The sequence below is a fragment of the Leptospira licerasiae serovar Varillal str. VAR 010 genome (assembly GCF_000244755.1).
Classification (GTDB): Bacteria; Spirochaetota; Leptospiria; order Leptospirales; family Leptospiraceae; genus Leptospira_B; species Leptospira_B licerasiae.
This window is the reverse complement of record NZ_AHOO02000011.1, coordinates 263,661-289,618: the sequence shown is the minus strand read 5'-3', so window position 1 is coordinate 289,618 and position 25,958 is coordinate 263,661. Positions and strand designations below refer to the sequence as shown.

Here is a 25,958-nt window from a genome sequence, read left to right as displayed (position 1 = left end):
TAGCAAGTGGACGCGCTAACCTCCCAATAACTCCTTATCTTCCCGGATCACTTTTGAAACGTTATGTATTCCTCCTTGGAAAAGAAGACCTAAATAGTCGGACAATTTTCTGAGATTATATCCGTCTTCCTTTGCCAAAAGCACCATCGCTTCGAAGCCGGCGGCTACCATCATGACTGAAGTGATCCGGATCGGATGTGCGGGAAAGCCGCCTAACTCTACCATTCTTTCCAAGTCGCTGTCCAGTTCTTCCAAGATATAAGTCATGGAACCTCCTTGGAAAAGATAACCTCGGATGATATCCCTATTCCTGGTCAATAGATCCAAATGGATCCTATCCTGCATCATCACATGGAAGACTGCAAAGTACGCATCGCTCAAAAAAGTCAAAGGGCTATCCGCTTTAGCTCTGGCTTCTCTGATACCTTTTCGGATACCTTCCGCTAATTCATCCGCGATGTCCTGCATTACGGATTCCTTATCTTTGTAATAATTATAGAATGTGCCTTGGGCGAGACCGCTTTCACGGATAATTTCCCTGGTAGAACATGCCTCGAATCCTACGCTCGCAAAAACTCTGCGGGCCGCATTTAAGATCGCGTTCCTATTTTTTGTTTTGTTGTCCTGTCTTCTGGACCCTGATATTGCTAGTTTCATTTGGTATAACGAATAGATTTTAGTTTATGAATTTTTTTTAATACTGCTTTGGCCGCGTAGTATCCACACATTCCGTGAACTCCTCCACCGGGAGGTGTGGATGCTGAACATATATAAATATGAGGATCAGGAGTGGTGTATGGGTTCATTTTTGCTATAGGCCTAAAGAATGCCTGAGGAAGATTTGCCGCTCCACCTGTGATCGCTCCACCTACATAGTTTAGATTATAAGAATAAAAATCCTTTGTGTTCATTGAATGTCTGGCTAATATCCTGTCCTTGAATCCGGGTGCGGATCTTTCGATCTGGTTTTCTAAAATTTCAGTCATATCTTTTGTGGAGCCGGAGGGAACATGACAATACGCATATCCTGTATGTTTTCCTTTAGGAGCTCTGGTCGGATCGAATTGGCTTTGTTGGACTACCAACATATAAGGACGATCGGGATGTTTACCCGACCAGACTTCCGATTCAGCACTTGCGATTTCGGAGAACTTTCCACCCACATGGACTGTAGATGCCTGCAAACAGTTTGGATCATTCCAGGGAATGGGTCCATCCAAGGCCCAATCCATTTTGAATACTCCTGGTCCGAAATTATAGGATGAAATCCTTTGAATATAAGAAGAAGATAATGTATTTCCGGCAACATTTCCCAACTGGTCCGGACTTGTGTCGAAAAGGATCGCTCTTGTTTTCGGAAGTTGTGATAGATTGGAGACCTTATAGTTCGTTTTGATCTTTACGCCGAGATCTTTTAGATAAGACTCCATAGATTTTGCGATCATTTCGGATCCGCCTTGCGCTACTGGCCAAGAACGAACATGTCCGGTCAAAGAGAATAGAAGTCCAAGCGCACCGCTTAATAATTTATCCAGCGGAAAGATGGAGTGCCCGGCGCAACCGGCGAATAATGCTTTCGCTCTTTCTTCTTTAAACCAAGAATTTACGATCGATTTTGCGGATCGGATCCCTAATAAACCGAATCTGGCCAATAAAAAAGGATGATTTGGGATGCCAAGGGGAGCTAACGCGTCCGATAAAAGTCCTTCCGGATTTTTTAGAAATGGAGAGATCAATTTTATATAGGATTTTTTATCCGCTCCTAAATTTTCCGCAGTCTCTTCCAAAGATAATTTTAAAAGTACTGCAGGTTCTCCGTCCAGAGGATGGGCTACGGAAGCTTCCGGTTCAATCCATTTGAGTCCGTGTTTTTCCAAAGGAAGGGTTTTTAAATACGGGGACAAAATTCCCATAGGATGAGCGGCGGAACAAACGTCATGATGAAAACCTGGTAGGGTTAGCTCTTTGGTCCGTAAACCGCCGCCTATCGTATCCGATGCTTCCAGTATTAAAACCGAAAGTCCCGAACCCGCCAGAACGGAGGCCGCAGCCAGTCCGTTCGGGCCGGATCCTATGATACAAATATCATATTCTTCGGAAGTAAAATCCATTACTTAGTCGGCCAAGGTTGAAGTTCCTTTAAATCGGCAACTTCTATCTTTCCGTCTTCTATCAAACCTTTTTCTGCATCGTGTATCCTGTAGTGAATAGTAGATTTTCCTAATGGTTGACCTTCTATAAAGATACAACGCAGTTCTTCGTCCTTGAACCCGCATTGTGCCTGCACGGATCTAAGAAGTTGTTCGCTATGCAAGTGACCTTCTCCGAAGTTCCAGCCAACAATCATTCCTGCAATCAGTTCTCCTTCTACCCATTCGTACTTTTCGAAATTTTTAACCGCCTTTGGGACTAGTTTTTGGAAAGCCTTTCCGTGTAAGTGCATTAACCTGAACGCCATCACTTTGCTTACTAAGCCTACGGATACTTTTCTTTCGTAGAACATATCCAACTGGTCATACAACCATCCTGAGGTTTTAGTGAGCTTCTCTAATTTTTTATAACTATCTTCTTTGAACATCCATACGCTTACCGCCCAGTTACCAGCATAATAACGCATTGCTAGTAAGAAGGAGATCCAATCCGGTCTGATGTTTCCGATCAAAGGAAGAGCGAAAGAGAACACGAATAAGAAAGCGGCAACCGGAGCGGATTCCAATTGGAAAGGTGTGATGGTCGGATTTGCTCCGAATAGAAAAAAGCCGGAGTAGACTACCAAGAAGTTCCATTCAATTGGAACTCCCATTGGAAAATTACTGGTGATATAACTATGTAGGAAGACCATCATCCCGAGCCCTAAGAACAGAACTGTTTGAGAACCTGTCATGATCGCGGTAAATAGAACGATAGGAGTTCCTAACTCTAAAACGATCCCCATATTCGCTTTTGCAATCGCAGTGGAAGAAGGGCGAAGATCATCCGGATAATTTTTATACATCGCCTTTCTGAACCAGGAGAAAGGAGTGAAAGGACTATTACTGGCCATCACACAAACCACACTTGGAAAATGTGCGTTTAGTTTTGAAAATCCTGCAAATAACCAGATGGAAAGTTGGACAATCATTGCTCCTGCGATCCAATTCTGTGCAAATGCAAATACTACGATAGTGACCCAGTAATGTTCCGCTCTTGCTGCGAGAAAAACAGTTTTATCTAATATGCCTGCGACAACCAAGCTGATGATGATCGGCAAAAATTGTTCGAAGCCTGGAGCGGGATGAATCAAACACAGAACGGAATAAACCAAAACCGCAGCATAAGATACTATCTCCAGAATTCCTCTGGTTCTTCCCCCGATAATAGGAGCTCCTTCGAATAAAGGCATTTTGGTAGTCTTAGGTCTTAAAAAATATAGGAACCCGCCAACAGGAGGGAAATATCTTCCGGTCAAAGGGCCGCTTCCGCAACCAAATCCCAAAACTTCGAATAACAAACTCCATACGATCGCTTTTTGAAACGCTACAGGAACAAACCACCATGAGATGGTTCCCCAAGCTCCGAGGCCGGGGGAGAAAGAGCAAAAATAGATCCAACCAGCGATGTATAACGCTATCTTTAAAACATAAACGATATATGCTCCAAGAGGGGAGCCGTAACCTTGGACTGCCCAGGCTTGGCAGGACAAACGGGCTCTGTCTGCGAACGACATTTTCGCCCAGGCCAAGGCGTCATAGGGGGGAGCTTTAGGAAGAAACATCTTTCTCTCCGTATTCTATATTTAGAGGGAGTGATATACAGGAGTCGAAAAGAATGTCAAGAAAAAATGACTAATTGGTCACATTTAGAATGTGTTTTATAGCCAATTCTTCTTGGATCCCACTTTTCTCTAAAAACGATTCATCGTGAGAAACAATCAAAACCGCGGCTTTGAATTCTCTGATCAGGTTTTCTAAAAATTCAATGTTCCCCAAATCCAAATTATTTGTGGGTTCATCTAAGATTAGAAGTTCCGGTTTTTCAGTACTTAATAATCCTCTTGCTAATGCGGCTCTAAGTCTTTCTCCTCCGCTGAGTGTATGCACCTTTTGAAAGACTGCGTCCTTGAAAAATAGGAATTTTGCCAGTCCATTTCGGATCTCACTTTCTTCTAAGATAGAAACATCTCTTACATTTTCAAAGATGGATTTGGAATCATTTAGTTGGTTACATCTTTGGTCTATGTATAGAGTATTCAATTTACCTAATGTAAGCGATCCCCTTGTTTCAAGATTATTGCCTAGTAAAGCTTGTAATAAAGTGGATTTTCCGGATCCATTAATTCCTTTGATCGCGATTCGCAAATTTCCTTTCCAGGAGAAGTTTAAATCTTTCTCATAGATCCAATCCTGGAACCGAATATTGAAATCCTTTGCCTCTGCCACTAATTTTTGTGAAGGTATCGCTTTTCCGGAAATATTTGCATACATGATCGGATCTATTTTTAAACGATCCATTGCTTCATATACTTCTAAGATCTTTTCATTTGCTTTTTCTAAACTAGAAGAGTTCAGTTTTCCGGAAGTGGTTTGAGCGTTATTTTTTCTGGCTCCTAATAGTATTTTAGGTGCTCCTCCTTTAGCGGCCGATTTTGCACCTTTCCGGTTTTTTCTTTCCTGTCTTTCCATGTTTTCTAATCTTTCTGATTGGGCCGCATCTCTATCTCTTCTTGCTTTTTCTAAAGCGGCCAAAGAATTTTTTCTTTCTCTTTCCTTAGTTTCCTCGTAGGAATTCCAACCTCCGCCGTATTTGTTTAGGCCCAAATTAGATAATTCTAAAATAGTTTCGCAGAGCTTTAGACATTCTCTATCGTGAGAAATAAGTAAATACCCGTATTCATATTCTTTTAGGAATCGGATCAAAACTTTCTTTGCTTCTTGGTCCAGATCGTTTGTAGGCTCGTCCAAGATTAAAAATTGGTCTTCCAACTTTTCTGCGAGTCGGACTCTCATCCATTCCCCTCCGCTCAATTGATCGCAAAAGCTTTTTCGATCAATTCCTGTAAGAAGTTTTTCTCCCAAAAGAGACCAAGAGTAATTTTGTAGAAATTCTTCTACAGGAACTCTTTCCGGATTCTTTCTTTGGGATACATAAGAGATCGCGGAATTTCTGGAAATTTTGCCTTTGCTAGTTTCTATTTCTCCTACGATCAATTTTGCAAGATAGGTCTTTCCGATCCCGTTTGGACCTACTAGAGCAGTACGTTCTTGTCCAAGGGAAAAATTTAGATTTTGAAATAAGATACGCCCGTCTGAAAATTCAAAAGAGACGTCATTTGCGACGATACTTGATTGCATAACAAACCCTTTGCGCGGTTACGCGCAGATTAATAAAATCGATTGGGGTGGGTTTGTTTAAGATGCCATAAGACTCCGGTTGCCCAGAGAATTATTAGACTAATTGAGAAGTGTTAAAATTGCAAGAGGATTTAAAATTACATCATACAACCGGGATACAATTTTTCACTAGATTGGTTGATTAAGGCAGGCAGAGTGCTTTCTATTATTTCTTTTTGACGATCTTCGATAGGCTTTGCAAAAAGCGGAAAACCTAACAAGGTTCCAAATATCCATACATATACTGTCCAATCTGCACGAATACTTTGTTGAAATGAAATTTTATTATTGCTTACAATGGTTAATGTCAATGTGGAGATCCTATCTTTGCTATAAGGAATAATTCCTAAAGTAAAATCAGCGACTATAGTTGAAAGAAATCCCGGTAATTCTGAAATTTCAATGTATTCAATTGTGGCTTTGGAAGTAACAGTATCGTTTTTCGGAAAGGATACTAAAATTGACTCAACGAAAGTTTTTAATTCAATTTTATTAAATGGATCTTGATACGGTAGTCTTCCTGTGCTAGAACTATCGGGATCAGAGCTTTTACTTAAAAAGATTGCCTCGTAGGTTTGAAATGGTAGGCGACAACGAGGTTCGGATGAGGTTATCCTTCCATTATATAAATAATCTACGGTGCCGGAACGCACACAGCCTGCTAAAGACAATAGGATTATAAAGTATAAAAGGCTATTTTTCTTTATGTTCTTCATACTTACTTAATTAGTTTATTTATACGACTCCCCGTCAATGAAGGCCTGTCGATAATAATTAATATCGAGAATAATGGGATCAAAACCAGTCTCAAGTTAAGACCGGGGAAGATGATCTAAATAGAAAGCAAAGATTAAATGAGCAGACCCAAAATCACCCGGACTCGCCGTTACGCAATCTCACATCCTGCTCGATTGGGCTCCACGGCGTCTTTTGCACTCGCTTCGCCATCCATGGCTCGCGGCACATTTGCGACGCTCTCTAAGGATCGCTGCAAATGCTTACGTGCAAAAGCTTCGAGTCCTAATGAATCTGTATGTTTGGAATTTTGTACCTACCGGGACTCGAACCCGGACCCCAGGCTCCGGAGGCCTGTACTCTATCCGTTGAGCTATAGGTACTTATGTAGGTGAGTTTTTGGGAATTGCCCAAGCAGTCAATCTGATTCCTCTTCTTAAGATTTTACCCGAATGTTCGGAAAGTTTCAGAGGTTTTTAGCTTACATTTTAATCCTCTTATTCAACTTGCCCATAGGCGGTTGCATTTGTTTTCTCTTCGGCATTTTTTTCTAGCCTGTATCTTGATCCCCGCTTCGATCTTTTCGGAAGGGGAGAAGGTTGCAATCGACCTAAACGAATCCAAACGTCTCTCCAAGAACGAACTCGCGGAAAAAAGAAGTGGTTGGTATGCAACCGGGCTTCCCGTTTTTTCGGAAGACCCCGTAAGGGGGCAGGGTTACGGCGCCAGAGGATTTTTATACCAGAACGGAAATCGTTCCGATCCTTATTTCGAATTCCAACCGTACAAATATAGATTCGGCGCCCAGGCTTATAAAACGACTAAAGGTGCGGACTATTATGAATTCACTTTTGATAGTCCTTTTCTTTTCGACACCGCTTATAGATTGAAGACGAGCGTTTCTTATAGCACGAATAAGAACTCCCAGTATTTCGGAATCGGAACTGGAACGTTACGTGAAATTCAATATAGAGATCGGAACCAACCTACAGGCGAACTGAAGAATGGCGGCAGCTTCTCGGATCTTGAGGATGCACTCTCCTATCGCAGACCTTCTTCTCCCGGATCGATTTATCCGTATGAAAGCAATCGTTTATATAATACTTACGAATTTCGCTCCACGACTGCAACATTCTCAGTGGATAAAACTTTCTGGGGAGCTTTTCGTTGGATTGTTGCTCCTGAGTTTTCCCAAAATGTGATCCGAACTTACGACTATCCGAATGGTAGAATTGCGACTAACGGAGATTATTATTCCGTAGCAAGAGATCCTGCTACAGGCTGGGGTTCTTCCTATCCTAACGGAACTTCTAAGTTAACCAAAGACTACCAAGCGGGACTTATCAACGGTTATCATGGTGGAAATGTAAATTATATCCATATCGGTCTTGCTTACGATACTCGGGACTTCGAACCGGATCCTGACTCAGGTGTCCTATTGGAGATGAATTACTCTTCTTCTTCCAAACGTGCCGGGTCCGATTTCGAATTTGAGAAGTTTTTTACTCAAGGTAAATTTTTCTATATGCCTTTCCCGAAATTATTCGAGGAACTTGTGGTAGCGGGAAGAGCGGGACTTCATTATTCTAAAGGAGAAGTTCCCTTTTCAGAATATCGTTATATGTGGTCGATCGATGGACCGATCAACGGATTGGGCGGCCTACAAACTCTGAGAGGTTATAGGCAGGAAAGGTTTATCGCTCCTATGATCGGTTTCGGAAATTTTGAGATCCGTTGGAGATTTGGGACATTCAAATTTTGGGACCAATTGGTTACCTTGAGTCTTGTCCCATTTTATGATTTCGGCAGGGTTTGGAACGGGTATCATGATATTAGTACCCAAGGATATAAATTTTCTTATGGAACAGGTTTAAGAATTATCTGGAACCAAGCCACTGTCATACTTATCGATTATGCAAAGTCTAGAGAAGATTCTCAATTATTCATAGACATAGGCCAGATTTTCTAAAAATTTCGCATTTAGAAATTTGCTGTTCAAGATCGGTATCCCGTAAACACTTGAGTTCAGCCGGACCAAAAATATAGATCGGCTTTAGAACAATCAAAGAGAGTCAAGATGAAGATCAAATCGTTTGTCGGATTAATTTCAATTCTGTCCCTGTTTCCTTTTGCGCTTTCTTCCTTCTCAGCGGAAGAGGAAACGAAACTTATCGAAAAAGCATTGGTGGAAACCTTATCCACCCAGGAACAAAAAGAAGCGCTCCAAAAATACCTGACCAATCTTTCTAAGAAGAAAAGAAATGAGGCCATCCATCTGAGAGAGCTTGCTTCCTCAGAACCGAAACATCATTCTTCCCAAGCTCGCAAGAAGAAGTTAGTGGAATTAGCAGCTCAGTTAGATAAGGAAGCTTCTATCCATGAAGAAACCTTAAAAACTTTAAGACAATCCTTGGTTCAATAGCGGATTTTTTCGGTTACTAGTTTTAATAATTCTTCCGTTGGGAGTTTTGCATCCAGACGGACGGTATTCTCCGGAAGAATTTCTTCATACGCTTTTTTGATCTTAGTCAAAGCGCTGATCGTTTCGAATCTATCCTTGGTAGTATCTCTTCCTTTCAATCTCGCCAAAGCTTCTTCCGGTTCAATTTCCAGATAAAAAACTTTTTCGGGTTCCGGAAATCCCCTGTCTAAATTCTTTTTCAGGATCTCTTTTGCCGAAAAAAAATCCCCCGACTGATAGGCTGCCGTGGAATACATGTACCGATCTAGTAACACGATCTTTTTTTGGGAAAGGGAAGGCAAAATATTCCGATTAAGAGAAACTTCCCTGTCTTCTAAAAATGCTTCGATCTGTTTTTCCGGAGAAAGTTCAATTTCTCCGCTTAAAAATTTTCGTAAGTAAAGCCCGGATTCGTAGCGAGTAGGTTCTGCAAAACAAATTGCTGGAACATGTTTGGAGGCAAGAAGGTCTAAGACTCGGACAGAAAGGGTACTTTTGCCACTTCCGTCTAAACCTTCAAAAACGTAAAATCCAGGTATTTGTGCCATGTGTTCGGATAGGAAAGCCACTTGACATGAGTGGTTTTGCTTCGAATGCTGAAAGCTCATCTACCGGAATCCCATTCCCGAGGGCAGGAATCCATGAAAAAAAACGACAGATTCAAAAATTTCCTGGTGATAGGCATATCCGTTATGGCCGGAGTGATCCTTTCTCCGATCTTGTATTGCGGAACAGGAAACGACAGCGCTTTATTTTTAAACGCGAAATCGGATAGAGAACCGAGCGCGTCCGCGAAAGCCGCAGTCTCTATCCAGAAAGCATTTGAAGAAGTATATGAAAACGTTTCTCCAAGCGTTGTTCTAATTGCTACCGAAGGAACAGTCAACGTTCCCCAATACAACGATCCGTTTCAGGAATTTTTTTACGGACCGCAAGGCAGAGTAAGGAACCAGAAAAGAAAAGTGAGCGGATTAGGTTCCGGCTTTATTTTAAATAAAGAAGGATACATTCTCACCAACGATCATGTGGTTCGTAATTTCGATAAATTTAAAGTAGTTTTTAAGAATGTAAAAGAACCTGTTTCCGCTAAGCTGATCGGAACGGATCCTATGATAGACGTTGCACTTTTAAAAGTGGATGCAAACCAGGATCTACAACCTATCGAAATAGGGGATTCTTCCGCAGTGAAAGTGGGAGATTGGGCTATTGCGATAGGCGCTCCATTCGGTTTGGAACAATCCATGACAGTGGGAGTCATCTCCAAAGTGGGAAGAGGCGGGATCGATAATTCCGGAGTTCATTATATCCAAACGGACGCCGCGATCAACCAAGGAAACTCAGGTGGCCCACTTCTAGACATCAACGGAAGGGTGGTGGGGATCAATCGTATGATCGTTTCCCCAAGCGGTGGGTCTATCGGTTTAGGTTTTGCAATCCCTATCAACGAAGCTAAAGCAATCGTAGAAGAATTAAAATCAGGTGGAAAAGTCAAACGTGCTCGATTGGGAGTCGCGTTAGACGATCTGACCGAAGAGACCGCAAAAGAACTTAAACTTTCCGGACCGGAAGGTGCATTTGTTCGTCAAGTGCAGAACGGTAGCGCCGCCGCAGAAGCAGGTATCGACGTAGAAGACGTGATCCTGGAAATAGACGGCACAAAAATCAAGAACGCGAATGACGTGGTCTCTAAGATCAGGGCTTCTAAAGTGGGACAACGTGTTTCCATCGTAGTATTCAGAAAAGGCCAGATCTTAAAAATTTCGGTTAAGCTGGCGGAGTGAAAAAAACTTTTGGCGGGACATACCTTAAATCCGGAGGATAAATTCGACGATGAGATCACTCTTCGCCCCTCCTTATTCTCCGAGTTTATTGGGCAAAAGGAGATCCTGTCCAATCTAGGCGTTTTCGTAGGAGCCGCCAAAAAAAGAGGCCAGGCCTTGGACCATGTGCTGTTATCCGGACCTCCCGGTCTGGGTAAGACCACACTTGCTGGTATCATTTCCCAAGAGCTTGGCACTCGTATTGTTGTTACTTCCGCTCCCGTTTTGACACGGGGAGCGGACCTTGCAAAATTACTCACTGATCTAGAAGAGAGAGATATATTATTTATAGATGAAATCCATTCTTTAGGCCGCAAGGTAGAGGAGATCCTTTATCCTGCGATGGAAAATTTCATGATCGATCTTCTCGTAGGAGAAGGGATCACAGCTCAGACAATCCAGATCAAATTAAAACCGTTCACTTTGATCGGAGCAACAACTCGAAGCGGACTCATCTCGGACCCGCTCAAGAGTAGATTCGGTATCCATTTCCGTTTGGAATATTATGACGATGCCGAAATGAAAGATATCGTTCTTAGATCTTCCAAGATCCTGGGTTATGAGATAGAAGAGAACGCTGCCTTCGAGATAGGAAGAAGGTCCAGAAAAACCCCAAGGATCGCGAACCATCTTCTCAAAAGAGTAAGGGACTTTGCAGAAGTCAAAGGAGAAAAAAAAATCCGTATTCCCGCTTGTGAAGAGGCATTTTCTCGCCTGGGAATAGACGAACTGGGTTTGGATAGAATGGACCGGCAGATCCTGGAATGTATGATCGATCGGTACAAAGGAGGCCCAGTCGGTCTAAAGCCGATTGCCGCAGTAATCGGAGAGGAAGAAAGGACTCTGGAAGACCATTATGAATCCTATATGGTAAGAGTTGGCTTGATCAATAGAACCTCTTCCGGTAGAGTAGCCACGGAGAAGGCTTACAAGCTGATGGACAAGATCCCTCCGGCTTTCGGCAAAAGAATAGAAGAAGATGCGGCTCCCGGCCTTTTTTAAAAGCGAAATAGATAATACAGGAGATTTAGGAGAAGACGATCGTCGTCTACTATTCGCCGCTTTTTTCGTATTTGCATTCGCATCTTTCTTAGTAGCCCACTTATTCACGCGTAATATTCTATTTAAGATCTTGGGAGAAGACCCGATCGTTCAGGTAAAAGAAAGAGCCGAACGAGAAAAAATTTACGAAGTATTACTGGAACAGGAGTTCGTAGACAAAAGGATCAAGGACGAATACAAAGCGTTATCTAACGTAGAGTCCGCAGGTTCCGGTGGGATCACCAAAGAGAAAGGATTTCATACACTTTCTCCGTTCCGTGAATTCGTAATGGGAAATATTTTCAGAAATCCTTCCAAGGCAACTCCTCAAAACTCCCAAAAGAAAACAGAAGAAGAAAAAGTATACGAAGTCGCTATCCTAAAACAGGATCCTGTGGAATTTACCAATCCGAATGAACAAACTCCGGAGCAAACTCCAGCCACTGGAAGACTCACAAAGATTCCGTTCAATTATCGTTTTCAACAAGATATGTTATTTCGTTGGGACGGAAGTTCTTCTATGAGCGTTCCTACTAAGAAGTTAGTAGGTTACGAATATTTTAAAAGAATGCTCCGCCAGATCGAACAAAGTTTTTCTCCTCCCGGTGGAGGGAATTTCGGATATCGTGACGGTGCAGGAACTGTTATCCGAGAAGCGATCGAACCCGGAGAAGCGAAAGTCCAATTTTTATTAAACGATGCCGGCCAAGTAATAGATACCAAACTTATCTCTTCCCAAGGACAATCTCTTGTAGACCAATCCTGCGTGGATGCTCTTAGGGGACAAAATTTCGGAAAAGTCCCGGAAGATGTAAAAGCGCAAGGTATGATCTATGGGATCACTTTTATCTTTCCTCGCATTTATAGAAGATAAGAAATTTTTAATATTTCTCCCGAAACCTCGAATCAGACCGCACTTAGTTTCAGATTTAATTCTTTTCTCAAAGTTTCGAATTTTTCGTTCGGAGAAATTCCTTTTGCATCCACGGAAAGTTCCGGGCGAATGGAACTTACAAAATACATATCCACTTCTCCCTTTCCTTTTGCTTGGATCTTTCCTCTATATTCGCATACAAAAAAATCTTTTACGTGTTCGTAAGTGGAGCCTGAGATATTTAGATGTCCCGGTTTGCCTGAGGATTCCATCCTGCTAGCAAGATTGACCGCGTCTCCCCAAACATCGTACGCGAATTTGTTGGATCCTATTACTCCGGATGTCACCGGTCCAGTATGAACACCCACTCTTAATTCCCAGAATGGAAGTCCCAATTGCGATTTTGACTCTGCAATTTTATTCATAAATTTTAGAAATTCCAGGCCGGCCAAACAATTATCCACAGCATGAGTGAAGTTCGTATTAGGAATCCCTCCGGCGCACATATAAGAATCACCGATCGTCTTTAGTTTTTCCAAACCCAAACGGGAGACTATTGAATCGAATTCTGAAAAACAATTATGCAGGTCCTCTACCAGATCTTTGGGCAACATCTCCGCAGCAATTTTAGTGAATCCCACAAAGTCGGTAAATAGTATACTCGCGGACTCGTAATATACTGGAGTGACTGATCCTTTGGACTTTAATTCTTCTGCGACTGGTTTAGGAAGAATGTTCAGTAATAGCAAATCCGTGCGGTCTCTTTCTTCTGCGAGTTCTTTTGTTCTTTCTACTACCTTCTTCTCCAGATTGACGGATAGCTCTTCGCTTGTATTGAACGCGGTTGCGATCCTTCTACCCAATGTAGCCGCGTCCGCAAACGTCAACAGGAATAGACCTGCGGGAGTAAGATATCCCGGTCCTATATGGAATTGATAAAAAATAAAATCATTCAATACGGATGCAAAGAAGATCCCTAAGCCGAGTAACATCAGTTTTGCACCTTGTAAACCTTTGAATATCGCTATAGTCAACATGATCATACCATAAATTCCTGAGAATACGATCAGCGCTTGGTAATAAGGGAGGGTATAACTGAAGAGCGCGGGAGGAAGCACTATAATGGAAAGACAAGGAGGAATAGAGACTGCCATAATAACAATCATGGCAGTCTTTCCGAACTGAGCAGGATACAAAGTTCTCATAAACATCGCCATAAAAGGGACGCCTAGATAGAAGGAGAGATATTCTATTCGGACCATGATATTCCAAGGAGCTTCCCTGAGAGCCTCTCCTATAAATCTATCTCCGCTGAAAAATACCCTGGAAGTGATTGCAAGACAGGTAAGGGAGAACCAAAGGATCTCCATTTCTTTTTTTCTGAATAAGAATAGGCCCATATGATACAAGCCCATGATGAGTAACGCGCCTCCCAAAAATGCGCTTGTCATCCTGTTCCGGTCCCTTGCCGCAAAAATTTGAGAAGAATCTCCAAGTAAGATCGGCATTTGAAAGCCGCCGTTCCGGTGGTAGTGATTTGAAATATGCATCACTAAATCCACTTGTTTGGAATGAGGAACGGAACTGGTTTGAGCCAAATATTCCGGGCGTTCTTCTTCCGGAGACGCTCCCGGCCTTCCGTTATAAGCTACAAGTTTGCCGTTCCAATATAAAGAGTATGCAGAACCTTGCCCGTCGTCGATTCGTACCGCAAGATCAGGAGTGTGTTCCGGAAGATACAATCTTAAATGATAAGTGATGTAACCTATCGCAGGTAAAGGTTCTCCTTTTAAAAGATGACCGTTCCATACCCCTGGAACAGGAATGAACCCGCTCGGATCTGAAACAAGATCGTCTTGGAAATTTTTTGGAGGAATGAGTTCCTTCCAATAATATCTCCAGTCTCCGTTCAGTTCTACTGTTCCGTCTTTTTCAAAATCCCAATTGCTTAAATCTAATGTTCCATTCTCCGCCTTGGGGCGTTCTTTACCTTTTGCTTCGGAGCAGGAAGAGAAGGATAAAAAACAAATAAGAATTCCTAAAATAAAAAAACGAATCGTACTGCCTGGATCACTCATATGCGTAGATCAATAAGGTGGAGAAAACCAGTTCCAGCGAGCATTTTTTATGATCCGGTCGATTCTTCTCGAATTATTTCATAAGAGGATACCTACATCACTCGTTCGAGTAGTCGCGATCAAATTGCTTTTCTAAGATCGTTTCTCGAAAATTTTCTCGGAACGAGGATTCAAGATAAAAAAACTGGACATTGATGACTGGTCATATTATAATTTGAGGTGTATGCAATTATCTGCCGCCGAATTCAAATCCAAATGCCTGAGCCTAATGGACAGAGTCCAAGAAACCCAGGAAGAAGTGATCATCACCAAACACGGGAAACCTGTGGCCAAACTCGTAACTATCAAAGATAGTACTGCGGCTCGCTTATTCGGTTATCTAAAAGGACGTATCCAAGAGAACGAAGATATTGTTCCGAGCCTAGGCTTACGTTGGGATGCGGACTCCAAATAAATGATCGTTCTAGATACTCATGCCTGGATCTGGCTAATGGAAGGAGATCCTAGAATGGAAAAAGAACCCATTCTGAGGAAATTATACAGGCATATTCCTCATAGAGGGATCTTTATCTCCGAAATATCCGGATGGGAAGTTGGGATGCTTGTAGCCAAAAAAAGGATACAGATCTCAGGAACATTAAATCGATGGTTGCAAGATGCGTATAATGCTCCCGGCATCCAACCTTATAATTTAAGTCCTGAAGTAATTGTAGAAAGTGTGAATTTGCCAGACTCATTTCACGGGGATCCGGCGGATCGGATCATTGTAGCCACTGCAAGAGTCTTAAACGCGGAGTTAGTCACCAAAGATAAGGAAATTATAAAATACGGTAAAAAGGGAAACCTAAAGGTAATCTCTTTATAGTCAAATTTCTAAGTATTAGATATTTGACTTCAGGAGCGAAGCGACTATAGCCACTACGCGGGCTTCAGGAGCGAAGCGACTATAGCTCATCACGATGTGAGCTTCACGAGCGAAGTGAGTATAAATTTAAAAAAGATCCTTGATCGCCTTCCAAAGTTTGGCGTATTCTTTTTTCCTCTCGTCTTTATCTTTCAATTTTAATAATGTTTTTTGGAATCCGTTGGTACCTGTGATCTTGACTCGATTCTCATTCAGGACTTCCACTTCGTAATAGACATCATCTACTTTGTAGGAAAAATTCAAGGTGCTTGTGGATTTCATCGGATATTCTTTATCTTCCAAGATCGCCTTTGCATTTCTGAAGTCCAGATACACGCATTGTGTGTTTTTGAGCATCGGCTCGCAGAATTTACCCGCAGGGGGAGGGACCGGTTTTACTCCGCAGCCTAAAAAGGCTAAAAGAAATAGGGAGATAGAATATTTCATTTTTTTAATCCTCTACCGGAAGTTTCGTTTTCAAGGTTTGATTTTTGGAAAGTATCTCTCTTGCGAGATCCAAAACTTCTTCCTTTCTGTCCCCCGAATTCGGATAGTATTCTTCTAATAATACGATCGCTTTTGGCGAAAGATTTTGGTAATAAAAGATCCTTGCTTCTAAAATTTTAGAACTTCCGGTTAGAAAGTCTTCGTTTGTATTTTTGACCCTTCTTAAATAATTTAAGGAAGAAACATATTGTCCCGCTCTGAATTCGGACAATGCGATTAGAAAATCGGATTCTCTTGCAGAAAGTAAAAGGGAACCTGAAACATCCTGCCTGGAAAGTATCTTCTTCAAGAACTCCGTATTTCCGGAAAGTGCGCTTCCTACCAAACAGGTCCAAGCATAACCCGATTTTAATTCAGGGCTTAATTTTTCAGGCTCAATGGAGATCAGAAGTTTGTTCAACGCGGATCGGCTCAGTTTTTGTCGGATGGATTCGCCGAACGCGATCAAATAACGATTGTCGGTGGATTCTAAAAATTCGGGATCTATCGCTTGAGCCCTCAACGCTTGTCTATACGAATCCTCAACAAGAGGAAGATAAGAGCTATCTTGTTCTAAAAATTCTTGGAAGCCTGTGTATGCAATTTTAGAAAGAGTGACCGAATCGAATCTAAAACCTAATAGTAAGAATTCATAATATCCCGAAAGGGCCGCATAATGGTAAGAGATCCCTTCTTTTGGGTTAGAAGTTACAAAATCCTTAGCAGTAGATTTGAATTCTTTAATCTCTCCTTCTTTCGGCTCCCCTTTAACGATCCCTTCTTGGAGTAGTTTTCTTTCTTTTTCGAGAAGTAAACGTCTATCTCCAGCGAATAGATTCTTGATATCTTGCCTGAAAAAAAATGCGATCCCTGCCAAACCTAGCAGGATCAAAAAGAACACTAACGGTTTGTAATTCGCTTTTTTTCTGTAACTTCTGTGGTTGGCTTGGTAGAGCATGTATAAAGTCAGATTCTAAAAAAAGCCCGGACCTTTCACTTATTTTTTGGGGTTGGAATTCCTACTCTAGCTTGACTCTCGGACCCCTCCTGGATTCCGTGTAAATATGCCTTATAATTATGATTTTGACGAGGATTACGAAACAGAGGGCGACGAGGATTATCTCGACGAGGACGCCGTAACTTTTGTATGCGAGGATTGTGATCATCGTTGGGAAGATGACGCCGAAGGATCTTTTGACGGCCCAGAAAATCATATCTGCTCCATGTGCGGCTCTTCAAACGTAATCGAACTCTGATCTTTTTGCGGTCCGGCTTTTTTTCAAAAGCATCATTTCGGGCCGCTTTGCTAATAATTACCGTAATCTTTTTATTTTCGAGCTCCGTTCATTCGGTTGATTTCGATCAAGTGTATGAATATTATAAAAAAGGAAACTATGATACTTTAGTGAAGGTTTCCAGATCCGGACTTAGATCCGGAGAGTTGGATTATAAGATCCTTTTGTTGTATGTTGCTTCCGAATCAAGTTTAGAGGAGATAGATAAAACTCTTCTAAGCATTTACTCCAGATCCAAGGAACAACCCTCCATCTTTTATAATTCTGTTTTTTTATTCTTAGAACGTGCATTAGTTTTGGAATCCTATGAATCCGGGACTCGTTGGGGAAAAATTTTCCTAGCTAAGGGAGAGTCTTCCGTTCGGTACTCCGAAGGTGTTTACACATATGCTTGTATATTGTATTCTTCTCAGGAATACGAGGCCGCGAGTTCAGTTTTGGCAAAACTTAAATCGGTTCCTGCTGATTCCAAATTGGGGAAAAGGATCCGGATCTTAGAAATAGGTCTGGAAAAGAGAAAAGAGGAAAAATGAAACCGGGAAAAAAAACAAAAGGTCTTCGGATCCAAACCGGGGAATTAAAGGGTAGATTGATCCCATCTCCAGTTAGTCCTGAGGGTAAGAGTAATTTTACTCCTGCTATCATTAAAAAATCATTATTCGATATCATCGAGTCTCTGCAGCTCCAGGGCCGCTTGAACTTGGAAGATACCGCATTTATAGATCTATTTGCCGGTTCCGGCCAGATGGGGATAGAATCATTGAGTAGAGGTTTTGCAAGGGCGGTGTTTTTGGAACTTGCATGGGATAGATTCGAAAGTCTAAAGGGCGTTTTGGATAAATTAGGAAAACCTCATTTAGTTTTACGTAAAGACGCTTTCCGATTTTATTCCGGTTTCGATATTCCTGAAAAGACCAAAGTGTATTTTATGGATCCTCCATATTCTTTCTGGGACAAAAAGACCGAAAAATTGAAAAAGGTAGTAGAAGAGATTGCTCAAAACGAACCGGGTGTGGCCGTGATCATCGTTCAGTCTCCGGTCCCTTTGGATTGGGAAAATTTTACTCCTCGTTCCTTCGGCAGGAATACTTTAAATGTCCGAGTTCTGGTCTAAGCTTAAAAACCTCGTTCGATCCGAATTTCACTCCGGAAATCCTTGGGTCCATTCCGGGGTCTTTGTATTCGTTCTGACTCTTCTTTGTCTACTCACTAATACATCTTTGCATGTTATGGGAGTGGACATCAGTGAGTTTATTTCTCTTTTTTACGGGCTTATTCCTTTATTATTAAGAGACTTGAGCGGAGTATTCGCTTCTTCTTATGTTTTTTTTGTGGGGATCGCGATCCTGTTTTTAGGTATCGATTTTTCTGAATGGAAGAATGGGAAGAAGATCGAGATATATAAGATTTATTTAATTTTATTTTTCGTTCTGTTTCTTTTGTTTTGTGGATCCGTTTCCGAATATCCTCAGGTTTACGGAGAGTTTTTTTATTACAGACATTCTTGGGCCGTCGGATTCCTGTATTTTATCACGGACCATTTTTCTCCCTTTTTCTTTAAATTTGTCCTATTTTTATTTTTATCGACTCAAATAATCCGGACGGGATATAATTTTTGGAAATCTAGATCTTATGGATACCTGGTTAGATATGCTGTTTTTATAATATTATTCTTTTCCTTCCATTTTTCAGGGTCTGCCTGGGGTGTTTTGTGCGCTTCCGCTTTTTATTCCTTCGATATTCGATTTTCCCGCTCTAAAAAAGATCTGATCTTTGTCGCAATCTCACTATTAGGTTTTGGATTTTCCTTTTTTACGACTCCCCGGAGGGAGAATGAAGTATCTAAAGTGGCCTTAGTAAATCCTTCCGGCACGAATATACTGATTATTTCAGCGGATAGTATACGCCAGGATCAATTAGGATTTGTAAAAGGAGAGAAGGATAAAACTCCGAATATAGATAAACTGGCCGCCGAGTCTCTAGTGTTTATGGATCATCATTCTACGATCCCTAGGACATTTCCTTCTTGGGCGGATTTCCTGAGCGGAAAATATTCTTTTGAACATGGTATCCAGGATATGTTCCCGGATAAAGAAGATCGTTCTAAATTGGGGAATTCTATTCCGACACTTCCAGGTATTTTAGGAAAATCTTATAGAACCTACGTAGTATCATCTTTTGCCGGCGATATTTTTCCGAGAGCGAACTGGGGTTTCCAAAATGTTTATGCTCCGAATTTTAGCGCGGAGACATTGACCCAACAAAGAACGATCGAATCCCAGGTTTTCTTTCTTCCCGTTTTGACAGGGACTTTTTTTGGAGGAGGGGAATATCTTTCTTCTATCCGATCACTTCCTAGCTTGGGGGACGATTCGCGTATTCTTCCGGATCTATTCTCGGTGTTCGATAAAAAGGATCGTCCTTTTTTTGCTTTGTATTTTTCTTCCGTAACTCATTTCCCCTATAGTCCTCCTTATCCTTTTTATAAGAATACGGATCCAGACTATTATGGGCCTTCTAAATATTTTCGTTTTGTGGACCCAAGTAATTCTGAGAAGCCTGATAAAAAAGAACAGGAACAGATCCGATCTATTTATTCCGCGTCGTTGACCGCTTTCGACTTTGCGGTAGGAAAAATTTTAGAGGAACTGAAAAGAAAGAACTTATACGACGATACTCTCATTATTCTTACCTCGGATCACGGAGAGTCCTTGTTTGAAGAGGATCATAGTCATGGTCATGGAGAACATTTGAGAGGGGAGGGCGTTACCAAGATCCCTCTTATCATCAAGGTGCCCAAATCTTTTGAAAGGAAAGAAGTCCGCAATTTTAAGGGGATCACAAGTTCTATTGATGTATTTCCTACTATCTTGTCGATTGTCGGAATTCCTACAAACCAGGATCTTTCTCTTAGAGGTAAGGATCTGACCAAACTTCCAAAAGAAGATCATTGGGCAGAGGATCGTTTTGTCTATTCTGAGACTGGGATCTGGTTTTCGGATCGAGGAGATCATTTTTTCCAAAAGGATAGGATCCGTTATCCGAATATTCTGGAGCTGCATACGATCGATCCAAATGACGGAAATAGTGTGACTGTTTCCGACCCTTACGCGAAAGAGACGGTTTTATTTTCTAAACATAGAATGCTCCAAACCGGAACCAAAAAGCTGATCTATGTTCCGAGCCCCAATGGAGTTTTGTATACCTGTTATGATCGGATTTCCGATCCATGGAATACAAATCCTCTTCCTGCCTCTAATTGCGGAGATTTGCAGCGTAAGTTGGAGCTCCTACTGCTTGGTTCCGGGAAATGGAAGAAGGCGGGAGAATATTTCCTGCCAAAATCAGAACTTTGATCCAAATGCTTTTTTCTTTCTTGTCCGGAAAGACTTGAAGTACAGGCCAGAATAAAAATCCTGGAAATAATATGCCCAAAAGGGAAGATCTCCGCTCCGTTCTGATCCTGGGATCCGGGCCGATCGTTATCGGCCAAGCCTGCGAATTCGACTATTCCGGCACCCAGGCCGCCAAAGCTCTTAGAGAAAAAGGAATTCGAGTTATTCTTCTCAATTCCAATCCTGCTACCATCATGACCGATCCGGATCTGGCTGATGCCACTTATGTGGAACCTCTGACCGTTTCAGTCGTCCAAAAAATTTTGGAAAAAGAAAAGCCGGATGCAATCCTACCTACTGTAGGAGGTCAAACCGCATTAAATCTTGCATTGGCCTGTCATAATGCCGGAATATTAGAAAAGTATAATGTGGAACTTATCGGCGCCAAAATAGACGCCATCAAGAAAGCCGAAGACAGGGAACTTTTCAAAAGAGCAATGGAGAAGATCGGGGTAAAAGTCCCTCGTTCCGGGCTCGCAAATAATCTAAAGGAAGCTGCAGAGATCAAAGCTCAGATCGGACTTCCTCTGATCGTAAGACCTGCATTCACTCTGGGTGGGACCGGAGGAGGGATCGCCTACGACGAAGAAACTTTCGACGAAGTGGTTGGAAAAGGCCTAAAGGCGTCTCCTATCAGCCAGGTATTGTTGGAACAATCCGTTTTAGGATGGAAAGAATTCGAGTTGGAGGTCATGAGAGACCTCGCCGACAACGTAGTAATCATTTGTTCTATAGAAAATATAGATCCTATGGGAGTTCATACAGGAGACTCCATCACTGTAGCTCCTCAGCAGACCTTATCCGATAAGGAATACCAAAATTTAAGGGATATGTCCATCAAGATCATCCGAGAGATCGGAGTCGAAACTGGCGGATCCAATATCCAATTTGCAGTGAATCCAGAAGACGGCGATGTGATCGTGATCGAAATGAACCCTCGCGTTTCCAGATCTTCAGCGCTTGCTTCTAAGGCGACTGGGTTCCCTATCGCAAAGATCGCTGCGTTACTCTCCATTGGATACTCTTTGGACGAGATCAAAAACGATATTACAAGAGTTACTCCTGCTTCTTTCGAGCCGTCAATAGACTATGTGGTCACTAAGATCCCAAGGTTCGCTTTCGAGAAGTTCCCCGGCACCGACGATACGCTTGGAGTCCAGATGAAGGCTGTAGGAGAGGCCATGGCTATCGGAAGGACTTTTAAAGAAAGTTTCCAAAAAGCGATGCGCTCCTTAGAAATCGATCGATTCGGTTTCGGTTCCGACGGAAATTTCGCCGAGTTAGTAGAGTTCCATAGCCTGTCTGTTCCACAGAAAAAGGAAAGGATCGATTCATTCTTGCGTAGGCCGAACGACAAAAGGATCTTCTACGTTAAAAAGGCGCTGGAAGAGGGCTATAGCGTAGAGAAGATCCACGAACTCTGTAAGATAGATCCTTGGTTCTTGTACCAATTCGAAGATCTGCAAAATTTAGAAAAAGAATTTATACAAAAAGGGAATTCCGTCTTAGGAAAACTCAAAAAAGCGGGATTCTCCAATAGGCAGTTGGCGTATCTTTCTAAAAAAGGAGAGATAGAAAAAATCCTCTCCACTTCCCAAACTCCAGACAAGAAAAAGGCGGAGATAGGTTCTATTCTAAAAAGACAGGAAAAGAACCTGGAAGAAGTATTAGAATCTTCTAAAATAGAACCTATCTATAAGAGGATCGATACTTGTGCCGGAGAGTTCGAGGCATATACTCCTTATTTTTACTCTTCTTACGACGAAGAGGACGAAACAAACGTAACCTCTAAAAAGTCGGTCATCATTCTTGGCGGTGGACCAAATAGGATCGGACAAGGAATAGAGTTCGACTATTGCTGCTGCCATGCTTCTTTTGCGTTACAGGATCTGGGAGTGGAATCCATTATGGTGAATTCCAACCCGGAAACGGTTTCTACCGACTACGACACTTCCGACAGATTGTATTTCGAGCCTCTAACTTTAGAGGATGTAATGCAGATCTACAAAAAGGAAAAACCGGACGGAGTTATCATCCAATTCGGCGGACAGACACCTTTAAAACTTGCAAAAGATCTGGAAAGTAGAGGGGTTCCTATTCTAGGAACAAGCCCTGATTCCATAGACAGAGCGGAAGACAGAAAACGTTTCGCAGAAGTATTAGAAAAGCTGAAATTGATCTCTCCTAATAACGGGATCGCTACCTCGGCCGAAGAAGCTAGAAAGATCGCAAATCATATCACTTATCCTGTCCTTGTTCGTCCAAGCTACGTATTGGGTGGAAGAGCGATGCTTATCATCAGCGAAGAAAAAGAGCTGGATAAGTATATGGAAAAGGCGGAGGAAATTTCGGAAGACAGGCCCCTTCTCATCGATTCCTTCTTAGAGGACGCAGTAGAAGTGGACGTGGATGCACTTTGCGACGGCAAGGACGTATTTATTGCAGGTATCATGGAGCATATCGAAGAGGCAGGGATCCACTCCGGAGACTCCGCATGTGTTCTTCCTCCTCAATCCTTATCCAAAAAAGTATTGGATGATATCAGAAGCGCAACAAGAGCGCTTGCGTTGGAATTACAAGTCAAAGGTCTTATCAATATCCAATACGCTGTTAAAGAAGAAGTAGTTTACGTGATCGAGGTAAATCCTCGCGCTTCCAGGACTGTTCCATTCGTATCCAAAGCTCTTGGGCACCCTGTCGTAAAATACGCTACTCGCATCATGATGGGGGAGACATTAAAACAACTTCCTCTTCCAAAAGAAATGGTATTCCCGACCGTAAATGTGAAGGAAGCAGTATTACCTTTTAATAAATTTCCTGGAGTAGACACGATCCTCGGACCTGAAATGAGATCTACAGGTGAGGTGATGGGAATTGCCGACACAGCGGGAGAAGCTTTCTTAAAATCCCAGTATATGGCGGGAGAAGAACTTCCTTCTCAGGGGACAGTGTTTGTTTCCGTAAACGATAAGGATAAAAAAGAATTATTAAAATATATCAAAGATCTTTCGGGATTAGGGTTCAATCTGATCGCGACGGAAGGAACTCATAAATTCTTGTCCGAAAATGGGATATTATCTTCTAAGATCAATAAGGTATACGATAATCAGTTCCCAACTGCGTTAGATTATATTCGAGAGAACAAGATCCATCTTATACTGAACACACCGCTTAGTAGAGTGACCAGAGACGATAGTTTTGCGATCCGCCAAGCTGCGATCCGCTATAAGATCCCATGTTTGACTACTGCAAGTGCTGCCAAGGCTCTAATTAAAGGAATGATCGAGATGATTGACAAAGGATTCACGATCCGTTCTCTGCAAGAGATCCATAGTAGCAAATAAAATCTTATTTTGGGGGCGACTTCTCGCTTTGCGAGAACCGCGCTCTTCGCTCAATCAGCGAAGCACCATAATATTTTCTTAATATACAAACTTTAACATTATGATGGTGCATCGCCGGATTTCCGCTGCGATCGCTGTCGCTTAGCGATCCCTATGTCCTCCGTGCGAACCAAAAAAAGAAAGTTTCGCACAGAGATCACGGAGCACACAGAGATATGTTGCTAAGGGCCGCTTAAATTCTTTCCTTATTCAATAGTTTTAGCCTAGCTTATGATATTTATTGATAATAAGACTCAAAATCAAATTGACAATATCCAACCGAAAAGCAAGCTTCTAGGAAAGGAGAACAATAATGGAAGAATACTGCCGCCCAATCCGGATTTCCGAGAGAAATTACTTTATAGTGGATCTATGTGCCAATTGTGGACATGTGCATCTACACTTTGAGAACGGCTCCTTGAAAATGGATCTTCATAAGTTGGAGGACCTACATAAGACCGTCCAGGATGCACATGCCTGGATCATGGAAGAACTCGCAGGTTATAATTGAGGGTAGTAGTTCCTACCTGAGGTCAATCCAATACGACATAATCCGATAAAGGAAGAAGATAATCTTATAAATTTATCAAGGAATTTACAGATCTTTCGATCCTTATACTGCAAGGGGCGAGCTATGCAGATCAGAACGGAAGGACCAGGCAGAGAAGAAGGATATTCACTATCGACGGAACCAAAGGTATCTAACGTTCCCGAGAAAAATTCCGCTCCTTCCGTAAGTTTTATGGACCTTATGAAGTCCATCCAGCTTCGCTCCCAAAAGGTTTTGGAAGAAGGACAAAGGTCCGAGATCAAAGAAGAAAAGACCCCGGAAGCGGAAGAGTCCAAAGAACCTGAATTATTTGTAAGATCCGAAGAAGAAAAAGTAGAAGAGACTGACTCGGAAGAAGAAGACAGCGAAAAACTAGTTCGTCTTTCCGAGAAAAAAATGCAAAAGACGGATTCGGTTGAAACGGATCCGGAGCTAGAAGAAGAGATCGATCCCGAATTCGGATCGGAAGAATTAGATTCTCCTTTTATCACTCAGATGAGTGTGTTCTTGGCCGGGCTCGAAGCTAAAAAAGAAAAAGAAATCGCAAGCGCCGCAAACCAAGAAGAATCCGTATCGACCAAAAAGATCCAAAAACATTCCAAAGAAGAATCTACTACTAAGGCCGAACAAAAAGAAGAATCTGGAAATGTCTCCGTTCTAAAATCGAATCAGCCGGAAGAAAAACGTTCTATCAAAGAAGCCAAAAAAACTCCGGAAAAAGAAAGTCTGGATGAAGGTATGAAAAGTTTGGAGGAGGCACGCAAATTCTCCAAACCTGCAAACGAAGAAAAAATTCTAACTGTATTAAAAGATTCTCATAAAGAAAATTTCATTCCGGAGTCGGAGAACTGGAAGATCACCAGGGAGAAAAGACAAGAAACTCTTTCTATGGATTCCAAAAACCAAGCAGCAAAGGCGGCTCAAGTGGAAGAAGCTTCTAAGTCGGATACTTCCGGTAAAGGTTCCCAGAACCAAGAATTCTCCCAAAGAAACGGGAACGAAACAACATTTACCCTGTTAAAGGCTGGTCTTGGAGTTGTAGAAAAGAACCAAGAAGTTTCCGGACAGAACAAGACTTCTAAGGCGAATCCCGGATCTTCAATGGATCGTACTCAGATGAAGGAAAATTTCCAAAGATTGGTCCAATCAGCAAAATTGAATATTGTAGAGAATGGAAGATCGGAAGCGACTCTTAGATTGAACCCGAGAGAACTAGGAAGAGTTTCCTTACGTATCACTGTAGAAGACGATAAGGTCCAAGGCAAAATTTTGGTAGAGTCTGATCAGGTGAGAAAATTATTCGCAGGCGATCTGGAACAACTTCGAAAAGATTTTAAAGAGCAAGGATTGGATCTTCAGTCTTTGATCGTGGAATCAGAGGATTCTTTACGCATGAGTTGGGATGGACAAGATTCTTCCAGATTTTTCGACCAAGAGGGGTTTGGATTCGAGTCTTCCGGTTTTTCGAATTCTTCCGATTTGGAAGAAGTTTCCGAAATGGACTCTATCGAAAATCTAGAATTTGCCGAAAAGAATACTGATAAACGCTTAAACATTCTGGTTTAAG

At 42.0% G+C, this 25,958-nt stretch carries 23 protein-coding genes and 1 tRNA gene; 14 read left to right on the top strand and 10 right to left on the bottom strand.

From position 1 onward, the window contains the following. Positions 1-15: 15 nt before the first annotated feature. The 6 genes from LEP1GSC185_RS13835 to LEP1GSC185_RS13810 form a co-directional block, all read right to left on the bottom strand. Positions 16-657, bottom strand: coding sequence for a TetR/AcrR family transcriptional regulator (locus LEP1GSC185_RS13835; RefSeq protein WP_008594567.1), 642 nt, complete (start codon positions 655-657; stop codon positions 16-18). Then, complete coding sequence (locus LEP1GSC185_RS13830) at positions 654-2,111, bottom strand: phytoene desaturase family protein (protein WP_008595427.1); 1,458 nt, start codon at positions 2,109-2,111, stop codon at positions 654-656. The genes LEP1GSC185_RS13835 and LEP1GSC185_RS13830 overlap by 4 nt, the downstream gene beginning before the upstream one ends. Further along, positions 2,111-3,754, bottom strand: a complete 1,644-nt coding sequence (locus tag LEP1GSC185_RS13825; RefSeq protein ID WP_008594231.1) for a DUF3556 domain-containing protein — start codon at positions 3,752-3,754, stop codon at positions 2,111-2,113. Before LEP1GSC185_RS13825 ends, LEP1GSC185_RS13830 begins: the two co-directional genes overlap by 1 nt. A 70-nt stretch (positions 3,755-3,824) precedes the next feature. Next, complete coding sequence (locus LEP1GSC185_RS13820; protein WP_008594342.1) at positions 3,825-5,330, bottom strand: ATP-binding cassette domain-containing protein; 1,506 nt, start codon at positions 5,328-5,330, stop codon at positions 3,825-3,827. A 137-nt stretch (positions 5,331-5,467) separates the two neighbouring features. Continuing rightward, on the bottom strand, positions 5,468-6,085 hold the full coding sequence (locus tag LEP1GSC185_RS13815) for a hypothetical protein (protein ID WP_008595390.1): 618 nt from the start codon (positions 6,083-6,085) through the stop codon (positions 5,468-5,470). A 330-nt stretch (positions 6,086-6,415) separates the two neighbouring features. Beyond that, positions 6,416-6,487 (bottom strand) — tRNA-Arg (locus LEP1GSC185_RS13810). A gap of 143 nt (positions 6,488-6,630) precedes the next feature. On the opposite strand from LEP1GSC185_RS13810, the gene omp85 reads away from it, so the two are divergent. Further along, on the top strand, positions 6,631-8,073 hold the full coding sequence (gene omp85, locus LEP1GSC185_RS13805) for an Omp85 family outer membrane protein (RefSeq protein ID WP_008594230.1): 1,443 nt from the start codon (positions 6,631-6,633) through the stop codon (positions 8,071-8,073). 108 nt (positions 8,074-8,181) lie between these two features. After that, entirely contained in the window at positions 8,182-8,526 is a 345-nt protein-coding gene (locus LEP1GSC185_RS13800; RefSeq protein WP_008594649.1) for an LIC10421/LIC12816 family protein, read from the top strand. Here the strand turns inward: LEP1GSC185_RS13800 and tmk are convergent. Further along, on the bottom strand, positions 8,520-9,113 hold the full coding sequence (tmk, locus tag LEP1GSC185_RS13795; protein ID WP_008595763.1) for a dTMP kinase: 594 nt from the start codon (positions 9,111-9,113) through the stop codon (positions 8,520-8,522). The genes LEP1GSC185_RS13800 and tmk overlap by 7 nt on opposite strands. A 93-nt stretch (positions 9,114-9,206) precedes the next feature. Between tmk and LEP1GSC185_RS13790 the strand changes: the two genes are divergently transcribed. From LEP1GSC185_RS13790 to LEP1GSC185_RS13780, 3 genes are read left to right on the top strand one after another with little or no spacing between them, the layout of a single operon-like run. Beyond that, on the top strand, positions 9,207-10,346 hold the full coding sequence (locus LEP1GSC185_RS13790; protein ID WP_024864024.1) for a S1C family serine protease: 1,140 nt from the start codon (positions 9,207-9,209) through the stop codon (positions 10,344-10,346). A 9-nt stretch (positions 10,347-10,355) separates the two neighbouring features. Next, positions 10,356-11,387 (top strand): Holliday junction branch migration DNA helicase RuvB, encoded by a 1,032-nt coding sequence (gene ruvB / locus LEP1GSC185_RS13785; RefSeq protein ID WP_008593741.1) that lies wholly within the window; start codon positions 10,356-10,358, stop codon positions 11,385-11,387. Then, the gene (locus LEP1GSC185_RS13780) at positions 11,365-12,300 is read left to right on the top strand and encodes an energy transducer TonB (RefSeq protein ID WP_008594203.1); all 936 of its coding nucleotides are present in this window, start codon (positions 11,365-11,367) and stop codon (positions 12,298-12,300) included. The genes ruvB and LEP1GSC185_RS13780 overlap by 23 nt, the downstream gene beginning before the upstream one ends. Before the next feature lie 32 nt (positions 12,301-12,332). Here the strand turns inward: LEP1GSC185_RS13780 and LEP1GSC185_RS13775 are convergent, their stop codons facing one another. Continuing rightward, the gene (locus LEP1GSC185_RS13775; RefSeq protein WP_008594066.1) at positions 12,333-14,378 is read right to left on the bottom strand and encodes an adenylate/guanylate cyclase domain-containing protein; all 2,046 of its coding nucleotides are present in this window, start codon (positions 14,376-14,378) and stop codon (positions 12,333-12,335) included. 223 nt (positions 14,379-14,601) lie between these two features. On the opposite strand from LEP1GSC185_RS13775, the gene LEP1GSC185_RS13770 reads away from it, so the two are divergent. Both LEP1GSC185_RS13770 and LEP1GSC185_RS13765 read left to right on the top strand, forming a co-directional pair. Beyond that, positions 14,602-14,832, top strand: a complete 231-nt coding sequence (locus tag LEP1GSC185_RS13770; protein ID WP_008594595.1) for a type II toxin-antitoxin system Phd/YefM family antitoxin — start codon at positions 14,602-14,604, stop codon at positions 14,830-14,832. Further along, positions 14,833-15,243, top strand: coding sequence for a type II toxin-antitoxin system VapC family toxin (locus tag LEP1GSC185_RS13765; protein WP_008595647.1), 411 nt, complete (start codon positions 14,833-14,835; stop codon positions 15,241-15,243). A gap of 126 nt (positions 15,244-15,369) precedes the next feature. On the opposite strand, the gene LEP1GSC185_RS13760 is transcribed toward LEP1GSC185_RS13765, so the two are convergent. Beyond that, a complete protein-coding gene (locus tag LEP1GSC185_RS13760) occupies positions 15,370-15,729 on the bottom strand; it encodes an LIC12806 family lipoprotein (RefSeq protein ID WP_008594961.1) in 360 nt (119 codons plus the stop codon). A 4-nt stretch (positions 15,730-15,733) separates the two neighbouring features. Continuing rightward, the gene (locus LEP1GSC185_RS13755) at positions 15,734-16,726 is read right to left on the bottom strand and encodes a hypothetical protein (RefSeq protein WP_008593513.1); all 993 of its coding nucleotides are present in this window, start codon (positions 16,724-16,726) and stop codon (positions 15,734-15,736) included. A gap of 106 nt (positions 16,727-16,832) precedes the next feature. Here LEP1GSC185_RS13755 and LEP1GSC185_RS13750 point away from each other — a divergent pair, with 106 nt between their 5' ends. The 7 genes from LEP1GSC185_RS13750 to LEP1GSC185_RS13720 all read left to right on the top strand — a co-directional run bounded on the left by LEP1GSC185_RS13750 (position 16,833) and on the right by LEP1GSC185_RS13720 (position 25,957). Then, complete coding sequence (locus LEP1GSC185_RS13750) at positions 16,833-17,024, top strand: hypothetical protein (protein WP_008594064.1); 192 nt, start codon at positions 16,833-16,835, stop codon at positions 17,022-17,024. Positions 17,025-17,071: 47 nt separating this feature from the next. Further along, positions 17,072-17,596 (top strand): hypothetical protein, encoded by a 525-nt coding sequence (locus LEP1GSC185_RS13745; protein ID WP_232298508.1) that lies wholly within the window; start codon positions 17,072-17,074, stop codon positions 17,594-17,596. Then, entirely contained in the window at positions 17,593-18,177 is a 585-nt protein-coding gene (locus tag LEP1GSC185_RS13740; RefSeq protein WP_008594241.1) for an RsmD family RNA methyltransferase, read from the top strand. The genes LEP1GSC185_RS13745 and LEP1GSC185_RS13740 overlap by 4 nt, the downstream gene beginning before the upstream one ends. Continuing rightward, entirely contained in the window at positions 18,158-20,419 is a 2,262-nt protein-coding gene (locus tag LEP1GSC185_RS13735) for a sulfatase family protein (protein ID WP_008595353.1), read from the top strand. Before LEP1GSC185_RS13740 ends, LEP1GSC185_RS13735 begins: the two co-directional genes overlap by 20 nt. A 71-nt stretch (positions 20,420-20,490) precedes the next feature. Then, positions 20,491-23,802, top strand: a complete 3,312-nt coding sequence (carB, locus tag LEP1GSC185_RS13730; protein WP_008593663.1) for a carbamoyl-phosphate synthase large subunit — start codon at positions 20,491-20,493, stop codon at positions 23,800-23,802. Positions 23,803-24,154: 352 nt separating this feature from the next. After that, complete coding sequence (locus LEP1GSC185_RS13725) at positions 24,155-24,352, top strand: hypothetical protein (RefSeq protein ID WP_008595311.1); 198 nt, start codon at positions 24,155-24,157, stop codon at positions 24,350-24,352. A gap of 123 nt (positions 24,353-24,475) precedes the next feature. Further along, positions 24,476-25,957, top strand: a complete 1,482-nt coding sequence (locus tag LEP1GSC185_RS13720) for a flagellar hook-length control protein FliK (RefSeq protein WP_008593508.1) — start codon at positions 24,476-24,478, stop codon at positions 25,955-25,957. The last annotated feature ends 1 nt before the right edge of the window (position 25,958 follow it).

Bases quoted from the DNA above. Each gene is read 5' to 3' on its own strand.
- LEP1GSC185_RS13800 (WP_008594649.1), top strand. From the start codon at position 8,182: ATGAAGATCAAATCGTTTGTCGGATTAATTTCAATTCTGTCCCTGTTT.
- LEP1GSC185_RS13820 (WP_008594342.1), bottom strand. From the start codon at position 5,330: ATGCAATCAAGTATCGTCGCAAATGACGTCTCTTTTGAATTTTCAGAC.
- LEP1GSC185_RS13720 (WP_008593508.1), top strand. From the start codon at position 24,476: ATGCAGATCAGAACGGAAGGACCAGGCAGAGAAGAAGGATATTCACTA.
- LEP1GSC185_RS13770 (WP_008594595.1), top strand. From the start codon at position 14,602: ATGCAATTATCTGCCGCCGAATTCAAATCCAAATGCCTGAGCCTAATG.
- tmk (WP_008595763.1), bottom strand. From the start codon at position 9,113: ATGGCACAAATACCTGGATTTTACGTTTTTGAAGGTTTAGACGGAAGT.
- LEP1GSC185_RS13780 (WP_008594203.1), top strand. From the start codon at position 11,365: ATGCGGCTCCCGGCCTTTTTTAAAAGCGAAATAGATAATACAGGAGAT.
- LEP1GSC185_RS13735 (WP_008595353.1), top strand. From the start codon at position 18,158: ATGTCCGAGTTCTGGTCTAAGCTTAAAAACCTCGTTCGATCCGAATTT.
- LEP1GSC185_RS13750 (WP_008594064.1), top strand. From the start codon at position 16,833: ATGCCTTATAATTATGATTTTGACGAGGATTACGAAACAGAGGGCGAC.
- LEP1GSC185_RS13825 (WP_008594231.1), bottom strand. From the start codon at position 3,754: ATGTTTCTTCCTAAAGCTCCCCCCTATGACGCCTTGGCCTGGGCGAAA.
- LEP1GSC185_RS13740 (WP_008594241.1), top strand. From the start codon at position 17,593: ATGAAACCGGGAAAAAAAACAAAAGGTCTTCGGATCCAAACCGGGGAA.
- LEP1GSC185_RS13765 (WP_008595647.1), top strand. From the start codon at position 14,833: ATGATCGTTCTAGATACTCATGCCTGGATCTGGCTAATGGAAGGAGAT.
- LEP1GSC185_RS13775 (WP_008594066.1), bottom strand. From the start codon at position 14,378: ATGAGTGATCCAGGCAGTACGATTCGTTTTTTTATTTTAGGAATTCTT.
- LEP1GSC185_RS13790 (WP_024864024.1), top strand. From the start codon at position 9,207: ATGAAAAAAAACGACAGATTCAAAAATTTCCTGGTGATAGGCATATCC.
- LEP1GSC185_RS13760 (WP_008594961.1), bottom strand. From the start codon at position 15,729: ATGAAATATTCTATCTCCCTATTTCTTTTAGCCTTTTTAGGCTGCGGA.
- LEP1GSC185_RS13830 (WP_008595427.1), bottom strand. From the start codon at position 2,111: ATGGATTTTACTTCCGAAGAATATGATATTTGTATCATAGGATCCGGC.
- LEP1GSC185_RS13725 (WP_008595311.1), top strand. From the start codon at position 24,155: ATGGAAGAATACTGCCGCCCAATCCGGATTTCCGAGAGAAATTACTTT.
- carB (WP_008593663.1), top strand. From the start codon at position 20,491: ATGCCCAAAAGGGAAGATCTCCGCTCCGTTCTGATCCTGGGATCCGGG.
- LEP1GSC185_RS13815 (WP_008595390.1), bottom strand. From the start codon at position 6,085: ATGAAGAACATAAAGAAAAATAGCCTTTTATACTTTATAATCCTATTG.
- LEP1GSC185_RS13755 (WP_008593513.1), bottom strand. From the start codon at position 16,726: ATGCTCTACCAAGCCAACCACAGAAGTTACAGAAAAAAAGCGAATTAC.
- LEP1GSC185_RS13835 (WP_008594567.1), bottom strand. From the start codon at position 657: ATGAAACTAGCAATATCAGGGTCCAGAAGACAGGACAACAAAACAAAA.